This is a genomic window from Streptomyces sp. NPDC048270 (genome assembly GCF_040652335.1).
Lineage (GTDB): Bacteria > Actinomycetota > Actinomycetes > Streptomycetales > Streptomycetaceae > Streptomyces.
The window spans coordinates 1-17,149 of sequence record NZ_JBEZLV010000023.1 but is presented as its reverse complement, the minus strand read 5'-3'; the positions used below and the strand labels follow the sequence as shown (position 1 = coordinate 17,149).

Genomic DNA, 17,149 nt, shown 5'->3' with positions numbered 1-17,149 from the left:
CAGGGAGGGGCACCCCGATGACGACCACGGAGCCACACGCGAGAAATACCGGCGTCCAGGAAGCCGACATGCGGGACGCCGGCGCGGACGGCCGGAACGAGACCGTGGACGAACGCGCGGACCGGCAGTGGCAGGAGCTGATCCAGGAGATACGCGTCGCCCAGACCGGCGTCCAGATCCTCTTCGGATTCCTGCTCACGGTCGCGTTCACCCCCGTATTCCACGGTCTCGCGCAGACCGACAAGACGATCTACATCGTGACGGTGGTGCTGGGATCCCTGGCGACGGGCGCCCTGATCGGACCGGTCGCCCTCCACCGCATCGTCACCGGCCGCCGCATCAAACCCGAGGCGGTCGCCTGGGCCGGGCGCATGACCCTGACGGGCCTCGTCCTGCTGCTGGCCACCTGCACCGCGGCCCTCTTCCTCGTGCTGCGGGTCGCGACCCACAACGCCTTGGTGCCGTGGCTCGTGGGCGGCGTACTGGCCTGGTACCTGCTGTGCTGGTTCGCGCTGCCGCTGTGGGCGCGGATCCGCGACACCACCGAGAACTGACGGCCGGACCGTCTGAGAGCGAAGCGGCGGGGTAGTCGCTGGAGACCACCACCGGAGGAGGCCGACATGACGGCGCACGACAAGTCCCGGCGTCACCCGCGCACCACCCCGTCCGAGGCGGTCGGGGAGAGCGGGGACCGCGAAGCCCGGCAGCAGGCGGACGAAGCCGTCGTCCCGCGCTCGGGCGCGGACGAGGCGGATGCCGGAGGCCATGAGGCCAAGCGCTCGCGCCCCGGTATCGGCCGCGAGGAGCAGGCCCGGCCGGACCCCGACGGCAGCCGTCCCTCGGGCGGCGAAGACCACTGACAGGGGCCTCGAGCAGGCCTGCCGGCCCCGCACGGGCCTGTTCCGCCCGCAGCCCCCATCCGTGGCCGCGGTCCGGCGAAAGGAGTGATCTGCATGCGTACCGCACAGGCCAGGGCGATGGGCGCGGCCACCCTCGCATCAGGAGTGGCGGTCGCCTGGCGCCCCGGGCTGCTGGCACGCCCCTGCGGCCTGTCCGAACAGGGCTCCTCGGCACTGCTGATCCGCGCCCTGGGAGTCCGGGACGCGGTCATCGGCGCCGCGATGGTGAGCGTCCCCGAAGGCGCGGCGCTGCGTACGGCCGTCCTGTGCCGGGTCGCGGTCGACGCGGCGGACGCGCTGCTCTTCGGCACCTTCCTGGCCCGCCGCTCCGAGCGCGCCATGGCCGCCACGGCGTCCCTGACCTGGGCAGCACTGTGCGGCTGGACCCTGACCGGCGGTGACCGGCCGGTCGCGCCGCTCGTGGAGGACGCGGCCAACGTCGCCCTGCGCGCCGCGCAGTCCGCCGCGCGCGCCGACCTCTGACCACACCCCCGCCCCGGAGTGCGCCGACGGCCCTCAGAGGCGCTGGGCGCGGTGGAGCAGCATGTGCAGCCCGTGGGGTCGCAGGGCCGCCCGGGCGGCGTTCGCCCCCGGCGCGCCGTGCACGCCGCCGCCCGGGTGGGCGGCCGCGGAGGCGAGGTAGAGGTGCCTGACGGGTGTCTCGGGCCTGCCGGTGCCGGGCACCGGCCGGAAGAACGCCTGCTGGTGGAGGGCGGCGGTGCCGTTGTTGAGGGCCCCGTTGTGGAGGTTCTCGTCCATTGCCTGGAGCGTGGTCGGGGCCAGGATGCGGCGGGCTGCGATCAGCTTGCGGAAGCCGGGCGCGAACCGCTCCACCTGTGCTTCGACGCGGTCGGCCATCGCCTCCTGCTCCCGGGCGTCCCAGCGGCCCGTGATGCGGTCGGACCCGGCGTCGGAGACGATGCGCTGCGGCAGGTGGGTGTAGGCCCACGCCGATTCCGTGCCGGCCGGCGAGCGGCTCGGGTCCGCCGTGGTCATCTGGCCGAACAGGGCGAACGGCTCGTCGGGCACCTGGCCCATGGCGATCTGCGAGGCGAACCGGGTCAGCCCGTCCATGCCGTCGGCCACGTGGACCGTCCCCGCCGCGGACGCCTGGGGCGCGGACCACGGCACCGGGCCGGTCAGCGCCCAGTCGACCTTGAACGTCGAGAAGTCCCACTGGAAGCACTCGAGGTCCCGCAGGAGGCGGTTCGGCAGGTGTTCCCCGCCCACGAGGTCGCGGTAGAGGGACAGCGCGGACACGTCCGCCAGCACGGCGCGCCGCGCGCCGACGGTCTCCCCGCCGGCCGTCCGCACCGCCACGGCCACCCCGCCCCGGACGACGACGGACACCACGCGCTCCCCACAGCGCACGACCCCTCCGCGGCGCTGCAGACGGCTCACGAGCGCCGCGGTCAGGGCGCCGGCCCCGCCGACCGGGACGGGGAAGCCGTGGCTCTGTCCGAGCATCGACATCAGCCAGCCGAATCCGCCGCTGCCCGCGGCCTCGGGGGCCAGGTCGGCGTGCAGGGCGTTGCCGGCCAGCAGGAGCCGCCCGCCCTCGCCCCGGAACTCCTCCTCACCCAGCCGGCGCACGGGCAGGGTCAGTTTCCGGGCCAGCCGCAGCCCGCCCGAGGTGCGGAGCCGGGCCGCCAGGCGCAGGCCGGCGCGGACCGGGGGGAAGGGGGTGAACAGGCCTTGCACCAGGGCCGGGCCGACCCGCCGCCACACGTCGTACATGTCCCGCCAGGCGTCCCCGTCCGCCCCGTCGAACTCCGCCAGCCCGGCCGCCGTACCGTCCACGCCGCGCTCCAGCACCGCGCACCTCCCGTCGCGCAGCGGGTGGGCCAGCACGGACGGGGCGTGGCTCCACCGCAGGCCCTCGGCGGCGAGGTCGAGACGGGCGATGACGGGGGAGGCGGCGGCGAGCGGGTAGAAGGCGCTGAAGACGTCCGAGACGTAGTCGGGATGGACGCCCCGGTCGCTGCGGACCGCCCCGCCGGGCTCCGGCTGCGCCTCCAGGACCTCCACGCTCCAGCCGGCGTCGGCCAGGAGGTTCGCCGCCACCAGGCCGTTCGGGCCCGCCCCGATGACCACCGCGTCAGGCACGGCGGGCCCCCTCGCGGTCCTGCTCCACGACCCGGGCCAGGCGGGCCAGCATGCCGCGGTGGCGGAGCTGGAGGAGCGCTTCGCTCGCCGAGTTGTGGAGCGCCGCGCCGATGCCGCGCAGCGGGTGCTCGTCACAGACGACGAGGGTCTCCTCGCCCCACGGCCGGAGCTGCAGGAAGATACGCGCGGTCCCCAGCGCCTTGAAGGCGGCCTCCAGCTCCAGCTCCCTGCCGGGTTCCCGGTGGCGGACGGTCGTCACCCCCTCGGTCGACCAGGGACCCAGCCGCAGCGTGTAGCGCAGCCGGGAACCGACCTCCGGCCAGGCGCCCTCGAGGGGCGTGGACTCGGACGGGCCCACCACCCACTGCCCGTACCGCGCGGGGTCGGCGAGCACCGCCCACACCGCGTGCGGGGGACGCCGGATCAACTGGTGCCGGACAGCCATGAGGGGGTCCTCCTGCCGGGGCGCCCCGTACGGACGCTCGCGCTCGGGGCCGGTGTCACAGTCATGGTGCGCGCACCCGAACCGCCGCGCATCTCACCGCGGCCACGGGGCCGGACCGGGGCCGTGCAACGGGCGGGGGGTGTAGGCACTGCGATCAGGGGCAGCCGATGACCACGTGCGACCGGAATCGCGAAAGGAACCGCTCATGCTCATGGCCCATCCGGCTGTACTCTCCGGCCTCGTCGAACGCTACTGGGCCCTGTCGGTCCTGAGCGCCGAGAGCGGGAGCCCCGAAGCCCACGGCCGGCTGCAGGACGTGGCGGCCACGCTGTGCGTCGCGACGGGCACCTCGGACGTGCACGCCGCCCTGACCGCGGCCCGCTACCGGCTCCCCGGCGCGCGGACCTTCGACGACTCCATCCTCGGCCCCCGGTCGGCCACCCGGCACCGCACGCCCGCCTGACCCGGCGGCCCCGGCCCGGGCGGCGCGCCCGTCCCCTATCCCCGGGCGTCGCCCCGGGCGCCCGCCAGCGCGCGGGTGCCGGGTTCGCAGCACTCGCGCAGCGCCGCCAGCTCGGCCGCGGGCAGGCGGCGGGACGCGCCGCGCCGGCTGCCGTCCAAGCGCGCGACACCGGCGTCGAGCCACCGGGGGAGCGGCTCGACGCCGATGAACCCGGCCAGGCGCGTCAGCTCCTCGCGGGGCCCGTCGAGGAGGTCCTCGTAGGAGAGCGTGGTCCGCAGCGGCGCGGGCACCTCGCCGAGGCCGGCCACCCCCCGGACGATGATGTCCGACCACAGCGCCGCGAATCCGGCCGACGGCAGGTCGCGGTTCAGGACCAGCGCGGAATCGAAACGCTCGGCCAGCAGCTGCGACAGCTCGGGCGGCAGGGACCGGACCTGGTCCTCGGTCAGGTCCTCGACGCGTGCGGCGCCGGTCCGGACGAGGATGTCCCGCAGCAGGAAGATCAGCCGGTAGCCCGTGTGCCGGCTCATGGACAGCGCGCAGTCCGGCCCGTCCCTGAACAGGTGCACGAAGCGGGCCTGCGGGAAGGCGGTGCGCAGCAGCGGCACCCGTTCCAGTGAATAGCCCGACCGCTCCACCACCGCGCTGCGCCCGAAGCGCGTGCACAGCAGGCAGAACAGAGCCTCGTAGTGGCCGACGGCTGTCCGCTCCGGCCAGCCGCACACCTCCTTCTCCAGCTCGTCGAACAGGCCGTCCGGGTCGTCGGTCAGGTGCGGAAGCACCATCAGGGACAGGGCGGGGATACCGGTGGTGTCGGTCGCGAAGCGTCCGGGGCGGCGGGTGTACACGAACTCGGGCATCGGGACCCCGCTGCGGATCATCCGCTCGAACACCGGATTGGGGTCGGCCAGCAGCCGCCAGAACTCCGGGCCCCCCAGGGAGCCCGCCGGGAAGCCGCGGCTCTGCACCGACGACAGCAGCTCGTTCAGGCTGAGCACGTCCGGATGCGCGTTGACGATGCCCGACAGCGCGGTCGACCCACTGCGGCCCGTACCCACAACGAACGTCAGCGTGCGCATGCCGGCAGTCTCCTTCGACGACGGTCCGTACCGATGCCTGTACCGATGCCGGCAGACTTCCCCGTACACGGCCGCCCGACTCCTCGGCTCCGCCTGCTCACCACCAATAGGCCGGGTACCTCGGTGCCTTGCGGCGCACGCGGGAAGCGGCGTACCCGGTGAGGACCAGCAGGACCGCCGAACCGAGGAGGAGCGGGATGAAACGGCCGGGCGCGGGGGTCTGGAGCACGATGATCACGGCGGTGGCGACGGCCGGGGAATGCGGGGTGCGGGCGGCCATGTTCAGAGCCAGCGTGACACCGGCCGCCGCGGCCGCGGCCCACGCGCTGCTGCCGGCCGCCGCGAGTACCGCGTAGCCGGCGACACTGCCCACCAGGTGGCCGAGGACGACGCTGCGCGGCTGGGCGAGCGGCAGGGTCGGGGCGCTGTGGACCAAGGCGGCGCTGGCGGCCAGCGGGGGTATCAGCACCGGTTCGTGGATCATCGCGCCGATCGCGACGAGGGCCAGCAGGACGGCGGTCGCCGCACCGATGCTGTGCAGGGCCGCCGCGGGGGTCGGCCTGGCCGGGGCCCGGGCGGATCCCCTCGGGCGCCGGCGCGGCGCGGCGGGGTCCGAGGGGGCGGTGTCGGCCGGGGCGGGCGTGGGCTGCGGACGCAGCGCCGCGTCGGTACTCATGTGCGACATTTCCGGGACGGGCGGCCGGCGGGCCGGGGCAGGACAGGAGGGCGCCGGGGCGAGGGTGGTGCCGAGGCGGGCGTGGCCCGGGGCGGGTGTCGGCCGGGGACGTCCGCTACGACCCTATCCGTCCGGTGCCCGACGGCTCCGCGAGGGTCCTCGGCCGGGCGGGACGGTCCACCGGACCGTGCCGGGCGGCCGGCCGGAGAACGTCCGGGCGGTGTTCGTGAACGGACCGCCGCTCAAACGCCCGGGTCAACGCGCGGCACGACCGACGGGTACGGGTACGGCGCGTTGTTGACACCTGCTGGACGGCGTGCGACAAAGACTTCAGGGCGTGTTCGCCAACTGCTTCCTCGTCTGGGGTGCGCTTCTCCTCATGACCGGGCCGCCGCACCTGCCGGTGCCCTCACCGGGGCCGGGGTCGGGGCCGACGTCGCGTGCAACTCACCGTCTCCTGCCTGAGACTCGTCAAACAGCGGGCAATCCACCGCATATGTGAACGGACAACTCTGCCTTGACCATGATTCCCGGATCCCGTGTCCCCGGGCGGACCTGGATCGTCCGTCTGACCGGCCACGGCGACCACACCGTCTCCGTCAGCTGCAGCACCGAGGCGTGCCGCATGCCGCCCCGCTCCAAGGACACCGCGGCCATGCGGCGGTTCGCCGCCGAGCACGCACGCGCCCACGGCCGGCTCGCCACCGTGCGCCCGCACGCCGCGTGTGCCTGCCGGGCCGCCGAATGCGGCTTCCACGAGGACACCAGAGCCTCCTGTACCGGCGCCCCGCTCCTCGTCCTCATCCACAACCCGGCCGTCGGCCAGGTCTGGACCCTCGCCGAGATCTGCCAGGGCTGCGCGCCCCTGATCTCCCACACCGCCGTCCTCGGCCGTGCCCAGGGCGGTCCGACGGCTGCCCGGCCTGACGCGGCCTCGGCTCCCGCTGCGCACGTCCCCGCCGCACCGGTTCCGGCCCGAGCGGCCGTGGCGGGCGGCTTCTCCTCACCCGAGGCCGCTCCGGAAGCCGTCGCCCGCCGCCGCCCGCACCGCGGCGGCCCCCGGCGCACCCGCTGAAGCGTGCTCCGTGCGGGCTGCGGGGCGTGCGGTGCGGGCGGCGTGGTGCGGCGTGCGAGTGCCGGGCTGCTGCCGTCGGACCCGTTGCCCGGGGACGGCGGTACGAGCGCCGTCGTCGGGGGTGCGCCGGGCGCGGCCCGGGTTCCCGGCCGGTAGGGCGCCGGGGACCCGGACCGGCCGGGTTCCGTACGGAGCCGGGCGGCAGCCCGTCGTGCGGGCGGGCCGGCCGCACGACGCCGGGGGAGGTACGCCCCGCGGCCGAGGCCCGCTCCGGAAGCCCCCGACCCGCGGGCGGCAGCTTCCGGTATCCACGCGTCTAACCCGGCTTCCCTCCGTCAAACACCCTCTCCCCCCACAGGTTCTGAGGAGAGGTCACCATCGCCGGATGCGCAGCCTTCCCCGGCGTCAGGGCCCGTTCCACCCCCCGGTTCTCGAATGATCCTCCGGCGGGACTGGACCACCGCTCCTTCGAGAAGGTGCAGAGTCTCGAGCAGTCCCGCGAACTGCTGCCACTCCGAGGTACTTCGACCGGAGTCCGGGGACCGCCTCGGCGGCCTCCGGGGGGACAGACCCTGACTTACGGAGACCGACCGTATGACCATGCATCAGACCACGTCACTCCTCCTCGGCCTCGCCGTGATCGTGATCCTGGCACGCGTACTCGGTGCGCTGGCCCGACGACTCGGCCAGCCTCCGGTGATCGGTGAGGTCCTCGCCGGCATCGCGCTGGGCCCGACCCTGTTCCACGGGGCGATATCCGACGCCCTCTTCCCCGGATCCATCAGGCCCCTGCTGGGCGCGCTGGCCGCGGTCGGCGTCGCCGTCTTCATGTTCATCGTCGGCCTGGAATGGGACGCCAAGCTGATACGCGGCAGCGGAAGCCTTGCCACCTCCGTATCGTTCAGCTCCATCCTGGTGCCGTTCGGCTTCGGCATGGTGCTGGCGCTCTATCTGATGGACGAGTACGGCACCGACGACCAGACCGCGTTCATGCTGTTCATGGGCATCGCCATGTCGATCACCGCCTTCCCGGTGCTCGCCCGTATCCTCACCGACCGGAAGATGACCCGCACCCCGCTGGGCGCGGTCGCCCTGGCCTGCGCCTCCATCGACGACGTCCTCGCGTGGACCGTGCTCGCCGCCGTGGTCGCCATGAGCGGATCGGCCGGCTCGGACGAGTGGCGCATCCTGCTCGCCATCCCGTACCTGCTGGGCATGCTCTTCGTCCTGCGGCCCATGCTGCGGCGCTTCGTCGAGCGCCGGCCGGAACTGCGCCTCACCCCGACCGTGTTCGCGTGCGTCGTCGCCGGGCTGCTGCTGTCCGCCGCCGTCACCGAATGGGTGGGCCTGCACTACATCTTCGGCGCGTTCCTCTTCGGCGTGGTCCTCCCGCGTACCGGTACCGAGCGGCTCCGCTCCGAGGTGCACGACCGGCTCGGGGAGATGAACGGCACCCTGCTGCTGCCGGTGTTCTTCCTGGTCGCCGGACTCAAGGTCGACCTCTCGGAGCTGGACATGAGCGGGCTGGGCGCCCTGGCGCTGATCCTCCTGGTGGCCGTCGGAGGCAAGTTCACGGGCGCGTACGTCGCCGCCCGGCTGAACCGGATGCCGGTGCGGCAGTCTGCCGCGCTCGCCGCGCTGATGAACACGCGCGGCCTGACCGAGCTCATCGTCCTCAACGTGGGCCTGCAACTGGGCTTCCTCTCCCAGGGCCTCTACTCGCTCATGGTCGTCATGGCCGTGGTCACGACCGCCATGGCCGGCCCGCTGCTGACCTGGTTCCTCGGCCGGCCGACGGACGGCGAGCGGCCCAAGGGGTTCGAGGCCCCCGAGGCGCCGGCCGCGGCCGAGCGCACGGCGGGAGCGGTACGCACGAGCCTCTAGCCATCCGCCGGCCCGGGAGGGCAGGTGCCCGACGGGCGGGGCCGTCACCGACCGGTGACGGCCCCGCCCGACGGCGTGCGGCCGCGGCCGTTGCCGGCCGGGGGACCGGGGTCCACCTCGCTCAGCGGGAGGACCGCCGGTTCGCGCGGGCGGTGAGCTGCCCCTGTACGAAGGCGTCGGCCTCCGGCGTGTACGGGCCACCGTGGTCGAAGAGCAGGTCGGTGATGCGCTGCCACTCCGCCACCTCCGCGCGCGTCCCCTCGTCCGCCGTCTCCAGGTCGCCCGCGGCCCCTTCGGCGGCCTCCAGCGCCTCGGCGGTCTGGTGGTGCGTCATGCCCTCGGCCCGTCGGCGCACCCGGTCGCGGGCGCTCCGCTCCTCGGGGGTGGGCTCGTGCGGGACGTTCGCCGGTGCGGTGTCATGGGTCATGGGTGGTGCGCCTTCCGTTCGAGGCTGCGGCGGGCGCAGCGGGTACGTCCAGGCCGTCGTCCACCCCGCGGATACCCAGGTCCGGCGGAGAGGTGCCCGATCATCCGCTCGGAGGAATCCGCGGTCCGTGTGGCGATGAGATCGGGCACCGCCGCCGGTCTACCCTTCAGGCCCATCGTCCCGGAGGAGCGCCAGATGACCGACACGACCACCATCGACCTCGGACCACAAACCCGGATCGTGGCCCGTCTCGCGGCGGGCGTCCCGGACGCCCGGCTCGACGACCCGACGCCCTGCCCGGACTACGCGGTCGGCCATCTGCTGGGCCACATCACCGGCCTGGCCATCGCCTTCCGTGACGCCGCCCGCAAGGACCTGGGCTCCACCACGGACACGGAGCCCGGCGAGGACGCGCCCACCCTGCCCGCCGACTGGCGCGAGGCACTGCCCCGCGTCCTCGGTGAACTGGCCGAGGCCTGGGAGGATCCGGCCGCCTGGACCGGCATGACCCGCGCAGGCGGCGTGGACCTGCCCGGGGACATCGCGGGCGCGGTGTGCGTCGACGAACTGGTGGTCCACGGCTGGGACCTGGCCCGGGCCACCGGCCAGGAGTACGCACCCGACCAGGCCGCGCTGCACGCCTCGCACGCCTTCCTGCTGGCGAGCGTCGAGGACGAGGGCCGCGGGGAGATCTTCGGCCCCGTCGTACCCCTACCGGACGGCGCCCCGCTGCTGGACCGGACCGTCGGTCTGAGCGGGCGCGACCCGGAGTGGACCGCTGCTGGGCCGGACGAGCTGTCCAGCGATACGTGACCAGTGTCCCGTCGTTGCACGAGCATGACTGATTTCATGGTGCAGATCCCCGCGGACTGGCTGACCCGGGTGTTCCTCGCCCTGCGGCGCGGGGCATCGGGCGGCGCCCAGGCGGTCGCCGAGGAGCTGAGGCCGTTCACGGAGAAGCCCGGCCAGCGGGTACCGGTCCCGAGGCCCACGGTGCTGCGGACCGAGTTGGCGCTGCGACGGGAGGCGGAGATCGCGAGGGTGCAGAGCCGGCGCGCCGAGCTGTCCGACCACGCCGAATTCCTGGTCAGGCAGCGGCTGTCCGGCCAGTAGGCAGGCAACCTGGACGTCCGCCCGGGCCGGCCCCGGGCCCTTGGGCCGCCGCTCCGCCTCCCGGTGCCTCCCCGGCAGGGTGCCGCCGAACGGGTGCCGGGTGTGCATCCCCTGCCGCGTACGGCGCACCCGCTGATCGCGTACGGCGCACCCCCTGATCGAGTACGGCACACTCCCTGGGCGCGTACGGCGCTCAGCCCTTCGTCAGGAGGCGCCGGGTGATGCCCTCCACGCCTTCATGGAAGCACGCGCCCGCCGAATCGGCCCAGGCGCGGCCGGGGACCGCCACCCGGCCGGGCCAAGCCGAGGGCGGCCCGCTGCCGCGAATGGCCCAGCATCGGGACACCGGACAGGCCGCGAGTCGCAGGAGGTGCCTACCGTCGCAGACAGACACATTCGTTCGCGAGGCTTGTGGAGACCCCATGTCCCAACGAGGTCGCTGGATAACGGGCGCCTGCATGAGCACGGTCGCCGTCGGCCTGCTCGTCACCGGGGGCGCCCTCGCCCCGCCGCCGCGACAGGCCGCCGGCGGTGACGCCCGGACCGAGGTCGCGGTGGGCGCCTACCTGCACTACGGCTCGCCCGGCGTCGACAGGATGGAGGAACTCTCGCACTGGCTGGGCGGTACGGAGCTGCGCGCAGGGCACACCTACCTGCCCGGCGACACCTGGGCCAACATCGAGGGTGCGCCCGATTCCCTGCACAGCTGGGCACGCTGGCGCAAGGAGCGGGCCGATCGGCTGTTCGTCCTGAACGTGCCCATGCAGGAGCGCAACGAGGCAGGCGTCCCCGACGCCCGGGTCGCCGAGCTGATCCGCGCCGGCGCGCGGGGCCAGAACGACCACCACTTCCAGCGGCTGGCCAAGCGGCTGGTGGCCCTCGGGGTGCCGGACACCGTGATCGTGCTCGGCTGGGAGATGAACGGCTTCAACTACACCCACCGCTGCCGGCCCGACCCCGAGAACTGGAAGAGGTACTGGCGGCGCATCGTGGGCGCCATGCGCACGGTGAAGGGCCAGCGGTTCCGCTTCGACTTCGCCCCCAACCGCGGCGGCGACGCGATCGCCTGGACCAAGTGCTACCCCGGGGACGACGTGGTCGACATCATCGGCATGGACTCCTACGACCAGCCGCCCGGCCACTCCTTCGACGAACAGGTCACCCAGCCCTACGGGCTCCGCCAGCAGGTCGACTTCGCGAAGGCGCATCGCAAGCTGATCTCGTACCCCGAGTGGGGGCTGTTCCGCAACGGCGACAACCCCGAGTACATGCGGGACATGCTGGGCTGGATCGCCGAGCACCGGCCGCTTTACCACAGCATCACCGACTACTGCCCGCACGGTGTGTGGCAGTGCGACGAGAACCCGCGCTCCGCCGAGGTCTTCCAGGAGTTCCTGTCCTCATCACAGGACGGCCGCTGGGCCGCCGGGCTCCGCCCTCCGGACTGACCGCGGTCGATGGGACAATCGGCCCCATGGACGTATCGCGAGCTTCCTGGACCAACACGACACACGACTGGGCCGGTGTCGTCGACGCGGAGCATCTGGCGCATATCCGGCGCACTCCCGCGGAGTTCTCTCCGGAGGGAGCCCGGCACCTGCTCCTCGAAGTCCTGGCCTACGCCGCCGACGAGGCCTCCGGCAGGGGCGGGGGAAGCTGCGTCGTCGTCCTCCATCCCGACGGCTCCCTGTCCGTCCGGGACGACGGTCGGGGCACCGACACCCGCGTGGACGGGCACGGCCGGAGCGTGCGGAAACCGGTCATGGCGACGAAGGACCTCCGGTTCTTCGACTTCCCGCAGGCCCAGGTGCTGCCCGACGGCCACCCCCGGCGCGGCATGTCCGTGGTGGCCGCGCTCAGCGAGTGGCTCGTCCACACCAACCACCGCCTCGACGGCTCCTGGACCCAGCGCTACGAACACGGCGTCCCCGTCACCGGTCTCGAGCCCGTGGAGGCCGACGGCACGACCGGGACGCTGGTCCACTTCCGGCCGGGCGGGTCGGTCGGGCCGCTGACCGGGCCGGCCGCCGCCGGGCTCGCGCTCCTGGCCGCGCACTGGCCGCAGTTGGAGGTTCGCATCGAAGACCGGAGGCGGTGACCGGGCCCGGTCACCGCCGTGACGGGCCGGGTCAGGACCTCCGCGAGGCGGTCCAGGGCCCGGTCGAGGTCAGCGCGGTCGAGGACCCCGCCGTCCGGCTGGGCGTCTGGCTCGAACGCAGGCGCGCGGCAGGTCCGCGGGCTCGCTGAGCCCGTCCTCCTGCCGTGCCGCGCGCCGACGGGATTCAGTCGAACAGGGTCTCCCGCTCGGCCAGCTCACGGTCGATCAGCTCCTGGACGGCGCTGCGCGTGGTCTCGCTGAGCCCCCGGGCGGCGTCCCGGCGGGCGGCCAGGCCGTCCGGCCGGGCCGGCGCCGGGATCGGCTCCCCGATGGTGATCGTCCAGTTGGACGGCAGCGGGAAGGGCGTGGTGACCGGGAAGTACGGCACACCGAGGATCCGGGCGAGGGTCGGCACCTCGCCCAGCTTCGGGCAGGCCTCTTCCGCGCCCACGATTCCCACGGGTACCACCGGCGCACCGGAGCGGATGGCGGCGACCGCGAAACCCGGGCTGAAGGAGCGCAGGCGGTACCGCTCGGTGAACGGTTTCTCCAGGCCGGCGATGCCCTCCGGGTACACCCCCACGAGCCGCCCCGCGTTGAGGTGGTCGACGCCGGCCGTGGGACCGATGGGCAGCGCACCGTTGCGGCGGGCGTGCTGCCCCAGGATGGGGGTGCGGAAGACGAAGGGGGCCGCGAGGAATCGGACCCGGCGGTCCAGGGCGCGGCCCAGGACCTTGTCCAGTACGAACGCGTCGAGCCCCCAGGCGCCGGAGTGGTTGACGGCGATCACGGCCGGGCCCTCGGCGGGGATGTTCTCCAGGCCGAGCGCGACCACCCGGAAGTAGTCGTCGACGAGCCAGTCGAGGAGGCGGTCCCACGCCACACCGCCGGCTTCGCCGAGCAACCGTTTGACGGAGCTGAATTCCGCCCCCGTCGCTTTGATCATCTCGGCCACGCTGTCCTTCACCATCGGACCTCACTGTCACATCGCACGTCGGACGACCAGGTGTCGGCGACACGGTTTCCGCCGGTTCAACGGCTCTGCGGTCTGTTGATCACGGCCGCTCGCGATACAACCGCGTGAATTCTTTCGTTCGAGGCCGGGGCGGAGCGGCGTCCGCGTCCGGGTTCAGCCCGACAGCCGCCGCGCGGCACTCCGTACGTCGGCTGCCGCCCTCGCACACCGGTCGGCGTGGGACAGGAGGACCATGCGGAACCGTTCGCCGGCCTCGCTCCCGTTCCAGCCGGTGTCGGCCGCGCAGGCGGCGAGGCTCTCGGCGTGCCCCTCCAGCCGGTCCGCGCCGGCGTGCCCCAGCACGCCGTACCCGGAGAGCGGCGCGGCGCCCGCCGGCCCGGCGGACGACGCACCGTGCCCGGCCTGAGCGGCCCCGGGCCCGGGTGCCGCGGTCAGGGCCACGGCCACGGTGCGCGGATCGAGGACGTCCGGCAGCCGGTCCGCGGTGAACCGCGGAGCGAGCAGTACGGGGCGCGCCTCGGCCGTGATCCCGCGGACGACCGCGCCGCAGACGAGCGCGGCGAACCGCGCGAGCGCGCACCCGGCCGGGTTCGCACACAGCGACCGGGAGGCGTCCGTGCGCGCGCCCCCGGCGCGCGCCCCCCACAACGCCGGGAGGTAGAGGACTTCCTCGCCGGCTCGGAGGGCCGCGCCGTCGGCCTCGAACGGCGCGCGGACCGGATACACCACGGCGGACAGCGGCGGATACCGGTCCAGGGCCGCTGCCACGGCGTCCGGGTCCTCCTCGGACCCTGCGCCGGCCGCACCCGCACCCGCACCCGCACCCAGCAGCGCCAGGGCGTGGAGCGCCGACGCGCTGGTGGCCGTCGACACCAGGGCCAGCGCGTGCGCGACGGCCAGGTGGCTCTCGGGGTCTGCCTGGCCGCGGGCCGTGAGCCGATCGGCGAGGGAGCCGGGCTCGGGGTCCGCCAGGTACGGCTCCAGGCGCCGGCGCACGGCCGCCGCCCGCGACGCCTCGTGCCTACGGCCGCCCGTGGCGCCCGCCGACGAGACCAGCTCGCTCAGCAAGGTGTCCTCCGCGGCGCCGGCACCCAGCACGACGTGCCGGCTCAGCCGCAGCATCCCGTCGTGCCATCGGGCCGGATCCAGGGTGCCGTCCTCCCGCCGGGCAGCGAGCACCTGGACCAGCTGCTCGGACACCCGGGCGGTCAGCCCGTCGAGCTCGTCCCGCGCCGGCACGTCCCAGGCGCCCGCCGGCGCCGCGTGCGGCGACAGGGTGTACCGGCGCCCGTCGGCGGCCAGACCGGACGCGGGGCCCAGCGCCCCCGCGCCGTCGGCACCGGCCAGCAGGCCCTCGGCGCCGGCCCGGGTCAGCGGCACGACGAAGGTGCCGAAGGGGGTGCGCAGCCGCACCGGGCGTCCCTCCCGGCCGCCCCGCAGGTGCGTCGTCAGCCGGCGGGTCAGCCCCTCACGGGTCAGGGCCTCCAGACCGAGCGTGCGCGCGGGCAGGTCCGCCCAGGGCAGGCGCCGGGCCACCAGCGCGGCGCTGAACAGGATGTTCTCCAGGGGCCAGGCCGCTTCCGGCCGTGACGCCGTGGCCGTCGCGGTCGCGGTCGTGCCGTCGGGTTCGGTCATGGGTCGGGTCTCCCTCGTGGTCACTTGTCGCGGAGCATGTACGGCTGGTTCCCGACGACTTCACCGTCGTAGACCTTGATCAGTTCGTTCACCCGGTCCCGGTGGTGCGCCATGTCCCCGCGGAGGGTGTCGGAGTACGCCTGCGGCGCGTGCGAAAGGGGGTAGTCGTAGGACTCGTCCAGCCAGGTCAGCTCGACCCAGGCGGCGGGGATGTCGTTGGGAGAGGCGGGACCGCGCCCGTCGAGCATGGGGATCACGTCGTGCTTGTTGACCAGGCTGATCACCTGGGTGGTGTGGTCGGCCGGGCGCTTGTTGTCGATGGGGGAGCCGAGCGTGACCACGTGCGTGATCCGGTAGGTGGATGCCAGCTCCACGTCCATCGCCAGGTTCATCGCCGTCAGCCCGCCCAGGCTGTGCCCGACGAGCATCAGCTCGGCCCCGGCGGGCAGCCCCGCCCGACGCAGCAGCTTGCCGGCGGCGCGGGTGTAGGTGGTGTCGGAGCGCAGGCACCCGTCGAAGGCGCCGATCAGGTCCTGCGGGGTGCTGTTGCTCGGCAGGCCGAAGCTCGTACCGGGCAGCAGCAGTACGAACCTGACGCGGCCGTCGGCGCACTCCACGCGCCGGAGCAGGGCCAGCCCGTGGTTGCCGAGTGCGCCGATGTCGTTGATGTAGCTGACGATGTCGTTGCGGGAGGTCCTCAGCACCTTCGCGAGGATGGCGTCGGGCTCGGTCCGCTCGGCCCGTCCGGGTCCGGGGTTGAGGTAGCGGAGCACGGAACTCGGCAGCCCGAAGAAGGGGTCCGTGTCCGGCACCCCGCCGGCGAGCGTCACCCAGGAGAAGCTGTCGTTGACCGGGTTCTCGTCGAGCAGCCCCAGCAACGCCAGCAGCTCCATGATCACGGGGCTGACGGTCGTCAGGGCCCGGGTCACACCCAGCCGCTCGACCAGTGCGTACAGCGCCTTCAGCGCCTCCCACCGGTCTCCCGCCACCATGGCGTCGGTGAGCCGCCTCGCCAGTGCCGAGTCGAGGTTCGGGTGCTCGACCGCCGCTGCCTCGATCCGCAGCGCGAAGGCGTCCACCGCCATGGTCACCGCGGCCGGGCGGCGGTAGGTCACGTTCCCCGCCATCCGGGCCAGCTCCCCGACGAGCCCGCCGTTGGGACCGAAGCCGAGCCCCGACGGGCTGGTCAGCGCCTTCGCGCAGGACACCGCCGTACCGAGCGCCCACCCGGGACGGCGCAGGGCGGCCAGGCCGAACCGCCAGCTGCTCAACGCCCCGGTCAGGTCCCCGCCGGCCCGCTTCGCGGTGAGGGCCGCGTCCGCCAGCAGCACGGACGCGGCGACCAGCAGCTCCGCGTCGGGGCCGGCCGTCGTGGACCCGGCGCCGGTAGCCGCGCCCAGCGGGTGGACGGTCGGCCTGCTCTGCCCCGGAATGGGCTGTACTGCTTCATCGGCTGCCTGAAGCGTCACGGTCCTCCCTCTCATCGCTGTGCGGTTCCACCGCGCTGCCCCCTGTTCGCCAGGCATGCTGGCACCGAAAGAGATCCACTTCGCGCACGCGTGAGGCCGCCGGCGGGTGCCGTCCCGCCTCCGGACCCCGCCTCCGGACCCCGCTCGGCCCGCGCCGACGGCCCTCGGAGCCCGGTTCCACGGGTGCCCGCGGGGCAGGGCCGCGTCGGATCCGGCCCGCGAGATTCCGCCGGGTCGGGAGGATGAGCGGCGGATCATGGTGTTGACGGCGGCCCCCCGGCGGCCCCCGGCTTCGTGGTGCCGCCGTCCCGTCGCGGCGGCGGCCGGCCTCGGGGATCGGGGCTGCCGGGTGCCGATTTCCTTCGATTCGGGGGCGGGGAGTGGCCCGGACCACACCGACAAAAGGCATGAATCGACCACAGAAGGTGACATTCCGGCGCCTCGGCGGTGACCCGCCCCACAGGACCTAGGTCACATACGAACCGGGATAGTGGTCCCAGAAGGTCCCCCGCACACCCCCTGACACCAGCCGCCACCTGCGCGGACGCCGTCCCCGGCGGACGGGGGCCGTTGCACCCCGGCTGCGAGGTCCACTAGTAGGAGGGGTCGTTGCCAGGGGGTCGGGGGGTCTGTAGAACTGGATGAGTCGCAAGGCAGCGGGGTGCTTCACCCCCCGCCGACGAACCCCTCTCCTCCGCGTGAGTGGCTTACGCACGCTTCGGTGTGCCGCGACCGTCCCTGTCCCCTTCGGAAGGTCAATCCGTGTCCCACACCGTCATCCGCCGCATCGCCGCTTCGAAGAAG

The 17,149-nt window shown here is 74.0% G+C and carries 18 protein-coding genes; 10 read left to right on the top strand and 8 right to left on the bottom strand.

The window, feature by feature from the left end; genetic code table 11:
• Positions 1 to 68 precede the first annotated feature (68 nt).
• From AB0D66_RS21135 to AB0D66_RS21125, 3 genes are all read left to right on the top strand, one after another.
• Entirely contained in the window at positions 69 to 554 is a 486-nt protein-coding gene (locus AB0D66_RS21135) for a DUF6328 family protein (RefSeq protein WP_362305482.1), read from the top strand.
• Positions 555 to 620: 66 nt separating this feature from the next.
• Entirely contained in the window at positions 621 to 860 is a 240-nt protein-coding gene (locus AB0D66_RS21130; protein ID WP_362305479.1) for a hypothetical protein, read from the top strand.
• A 93-nt stretch (positions 861 to 953) separates the two neighbouring features.
• The gene (locus AB0D66_RS21125) at positions 954 to 1,382 is read left to right on the top strand and encodes a hypothetical protein (protein WP_362305476.1); all 429 of its coding nucleotides are present in this window, start codon (positions 954 to 956) and stop codon (positions 1,380 to 1,382) included.
• 33 nt (positions 1,383 to 1,415) lie between these two features.
• On the opposite strand, the gene AB0D66_RS21120 is transcribed toward AB0D66_RS21125, so the two are convergent.
• Positions 1,416 to 3,005, bottom strand: coding sequence for an NAD(P)/FAD-dependent oxidoreductase (locus tag AB0D66_RS21120; protein ID WP_362305473.1), 1,590 nt, complete (start codon positions 3,003 to 3,005; stop codon positions 1,416 to 1,418).
• Entirely contained in the window at positions 2,998 to 3,450 is a 453-nt protein-coding gene (locus tag AB0D66_RS21115; protein ID WP_362305470.1) for an SRPBCC family protein, read from the bottom strand. Before AB0D66_RS21115 ends, AB0D66_RS21120 begins: the two co-directional genes overlap by 8 nt.
• Before the next feature lie 205 nt (positions 3,451 to 3,655).
• On the opposite strand from AB0D66_RS21115, the gene AB0D66_RS21110 reads away from it, so the two are divergent.
• Positions 3,656 to 3,913: a DUF5133 domain-containing protein gene (locus AB0D66_RS21110; RefSeq protein WP_362305468.1), complete on the top strand. Its 258-nt coding sequence runs from the start codon at positions 3,656 to 3,658 to the stop codon at positions 3,911 to 3,913.
• Positions 3,914 to 3,948: 35 nt separating this feature from the next.
• On the opposite strand, the gene AB0D66_RS21105 is transcribed toward AB0D66_RS21110, so the two are convergent.
• Positions 3,949 to 4,992, bottom strand: a complete 1,044-nt coding sequence (locus AB0D66_RS21105; RefSeq protein WP_362305465.1) for a sulfotransferase — start codon at positions 4,990 to 4,992, stop codon at positions 3,949 to 3,951.
• Between the two features lie 97 nt (positions 4,993 to 5,089).
• Entirely contained in the window at positions 5,090 to 5,668 is a 579-nt protein-coding gene (locus AB0D66_RS21100) for an HPP family protein (protein WP_362305462.1), read from the bottom strand.
• Positions 5,669 to 6,191: 523 nt separating this feature from the next.
• On the opposite strand from AB0D66_RS21100, the gene AB0D66_RS21095 reads away from it, so the two are divergent.
• Positions 6,192 to 6,743: a hypothetical protein gene (locus AB0D66_RS21095; RefSeq protein ID WP_362305736.1), complete on the top strand. Its 552-nt coding sequence runs from the start codon at positions 6,192 to 6,194 to the stop codon at positions 6,741 to 6,743.
• 594 nt (positions 6,744 to 7,337) lie between these two features.
• Positions 7,338 to 8,627, top strand: coding sequence for a cation:proton antiporter (locus tag AB0D66_RS21090; protein WP_362305459.1), 1,290 nt, complete (start codon positions 7,338 to 7,340; stop codon positions 8,625 to 8,627).
• A 121-nt stretch (positions 8,628 to 8,748) separates the two neighbouring features.
• On the opposite strand, the gene AB0D66_RS21085 is transcribed toward AB0D66_RS21090, so the two are convergent.
• Positions 8,749 to 9,054: a hypothetical protein gene (locus tag AB0D66_RS21085; protein ID WP_362305456.1), complete on the bottom strand. Its 306-nt coding sequence runs from the start codon at positions 9,052 to 9,054 to the stop codon at positions 8,749 to 8,751.
• A 195-nt stretch (positions 9,055 to 9,249) separates the two neighbouring features.
• On the opposite strand from AB0D66_RS21085, the gene AB0D66_RS21080 reads away from it, so the two are divergent.
• The 4 genes from AB0D66_RS21080 (at position 9,250) to AB0D66_RS21065 (ending at position 12,265) form a co-directional block, all read left to right on the top strand.
• Positions 9,250 to 9,867, top strand: a complete 618-nt coding sequence (locus AB0D66_RS21080; protein WP_362305453.1) for a TIGR03086 family metal-binding protein — start codon at positions 9,250 to 9,252, stop codon at positions 9,865 to 9,867.
• 36 nt (positions 9,868 to 9,903) lie between these two features.
• On the top strand, positions 9,904 to 10,167 hold the full coding sequence (locus AB0D66_RS21075; RefSeq protein ID WP_362305450.1) for a hypothetical protein: 264 nt from the start codon (positions 9,904 to 9,906) through the stop codon (positions 10,165 to 10,167).
• Positions 10,168 to 10,589: 422 nt separating this feature from the next.
• Positions 10,590 to 11,615, top strand: coding sequence for a glycosyl hydrolase (locus AB0D66_RS21070; protein WP_362305447.1), 1,026 nt, complete (start codon positions 10,590 to 10,592; stop codon positions 11,613 to 11,615).
• Positions 11,616 to 11,641: 26 nt separating this feature from the next.
• Positions 11,642 to 12,265, top strand: a complete 624-nt coding sequence (locus AB0D66_RS21065) for an ATP-binding protein (protein ID WP_362305444.1) — start codon at positions 11,642 to 11,644, stop codon at positions 12,263 to 12,265.
• Positions 12,266 to 12,449: 184 nt separating this feature from the next.
• Here AB0D66_RS21065 and AB0D66_RS21060 read toward each other — a convergent pair whose 3' ends face one another.
• From AB0D66_RS21060 to AB0D66_RS21050, 3 genes are all read right to left on the bottom strand, one after another.
• Positions 12,450 to 13,235: a lysophospholipid acyltransferase family protein gene (locus AB0D66_RS21060; RefSeq protein WP_362305441.1), complete on the bottom strand. Its 786-nt coding sequence runs from the start codon at positions 13,233 to 13,235 to the stop codon at positions 12,450 to 12,452.
• A 159-nt stretch (positions 13,236 to 13,394) separates the two neighbouring features.
• Positions 13,395 to 14,876, bottom strand: a complete 1,482-nt coding sequence (locus AB0D66_RS21055) for a hypothetical protein (protein ID WP_362305438.1) — start codon at positions 14,874 to 14,876, stop codon at positions 13,395 to 13,397.
• A 20-nt stretch (positions 14,877 to 14,896) separates the two neighbouring features.
• Positions 14,897 to 16,345: a hypothetical protein gene (locus AB0D66_RS21050; protein ID WP_362305435.1), complete on the bottom strand. Its 1,449-nt coding sequence runs from the start codon at positions 16,343 to 16,345 to the stop codon at positions 14,897 to 14,899.
• Positions 16,346 to 17,149: the final 804 nt, after the last annotated feature.

Bases quoted from the DNA above. Each gene is read 5' to 3' on its own strand.
- AB0D66_RS21135 (WP_362305482.1), top strand. From the start codon at position 69: ATGCGGGACGCCGGCGCGGACGGCCGGAACGAGACCGTGGACGAACGC.
- AB0D66_RS21130 (WP_362305479.1), top strand. From the start codon at position 621: ATGACGGCGCACGACAAGTCCCGGCGTCACCCGCGCACCACCCCGTCC.
- AB0D66_RS21125 (WP_362305476.1), top strand. From the start codon at position 954: ATGCGTACCGCACAGGCCAGGGCGATGGGCGCGGCCACCCTCGCATCA.
- AB0D66_RS21115 (WP_362305470.1), bottom strand. From the start codon at position 3,450: ATGGCTGTCCGGCACCAGTTGATCCGGCGTCCCCCGCACGCGGTGTGG.
- AB0D66_RS21110 (WP_362305468.1), top strand. From the start codon at position 3,656: ATGCTCATGGCCCATCCGGCTGTACTCTCCGGCCTCGTCGAACGCTAC.
- AB0D66_RS21105 (WP_362305465.1), bottom strand. From the start codon at position 4,992: ATGCGCACGCTGACGTTCGTTGTGGGTACGGGCCGCAGTGGGTCGACC.
- AB0D66_RS21100 (WP_362305462.1), bottom strand. From the start codon at position 5,668: ATGAGTACCGACGCGGCGCTGCGTCCGCAGCCCACGCCCGCCCCGGCC.
- AB0D66_RS21095 (WP_362305736.1), top strand. From the start codon at position 6,192: ATGATTCCCGGATCCCGTGTCCCCGGGCGGACCTGGATCGTCCGTCTG.
- AB0D66_RS21090 (WP_362305459.1), top strand. From the start codon at position 7,338: ATGACCATGCATCAGACCACGTCACTCCTCCTCGGCCTCGCCGTGATC.
- AB0D66_RS21085 (WP_362305456.1), bottom strand. From the start codon at position 9,054: ATGACCCATGACACCGCACCGGCGAACGTCCCGCACGAGCCCACCCCC.
- AB0D66_RS21080 (WP_362305453.1), top strand. From the start codon at position 9,250: ATGACCGACACGACCACCATCGACCTCGGACCACAAACCCGGATCGTG.
- AB0D66_RS21075 (WP_362305450.1), top strand. From the start codon at position 9,904: ATGGTGCAGATCCCCGCGGACTGGCTGACCCGGGTGTTCCTCGCCCTG.
- AB0D66_RS21070 (WP_362305447.1), top strand. From the start codon at position 10,590: ATGTCCCAACGAGGTCGCTGGATAACGGGCGCCTGCATGAGCACGGTC.
- AB0D66_RS21065 (WP_362305444.1), top strand. From the start codon at position 11,642: ATGGACGTATCGCGAGCTTCCTGGACCAACACGACACACGACTGGGCC.
- AB0D66_RS21060 (WP_362305441.1), bottom strand. From the start codon at position 13,235: ATGGTGAAGGACAGCGTGGCCGAGATGATCAAAGCGACGGGGGCGGAA.
- AB0D66_RS21055 (WP_362305438.1), bottom strand. From the start codon at position 14,876: ATGACCGAACCCGACGGCACGACCGCGACCGCGACGGCCACGGCGTCA.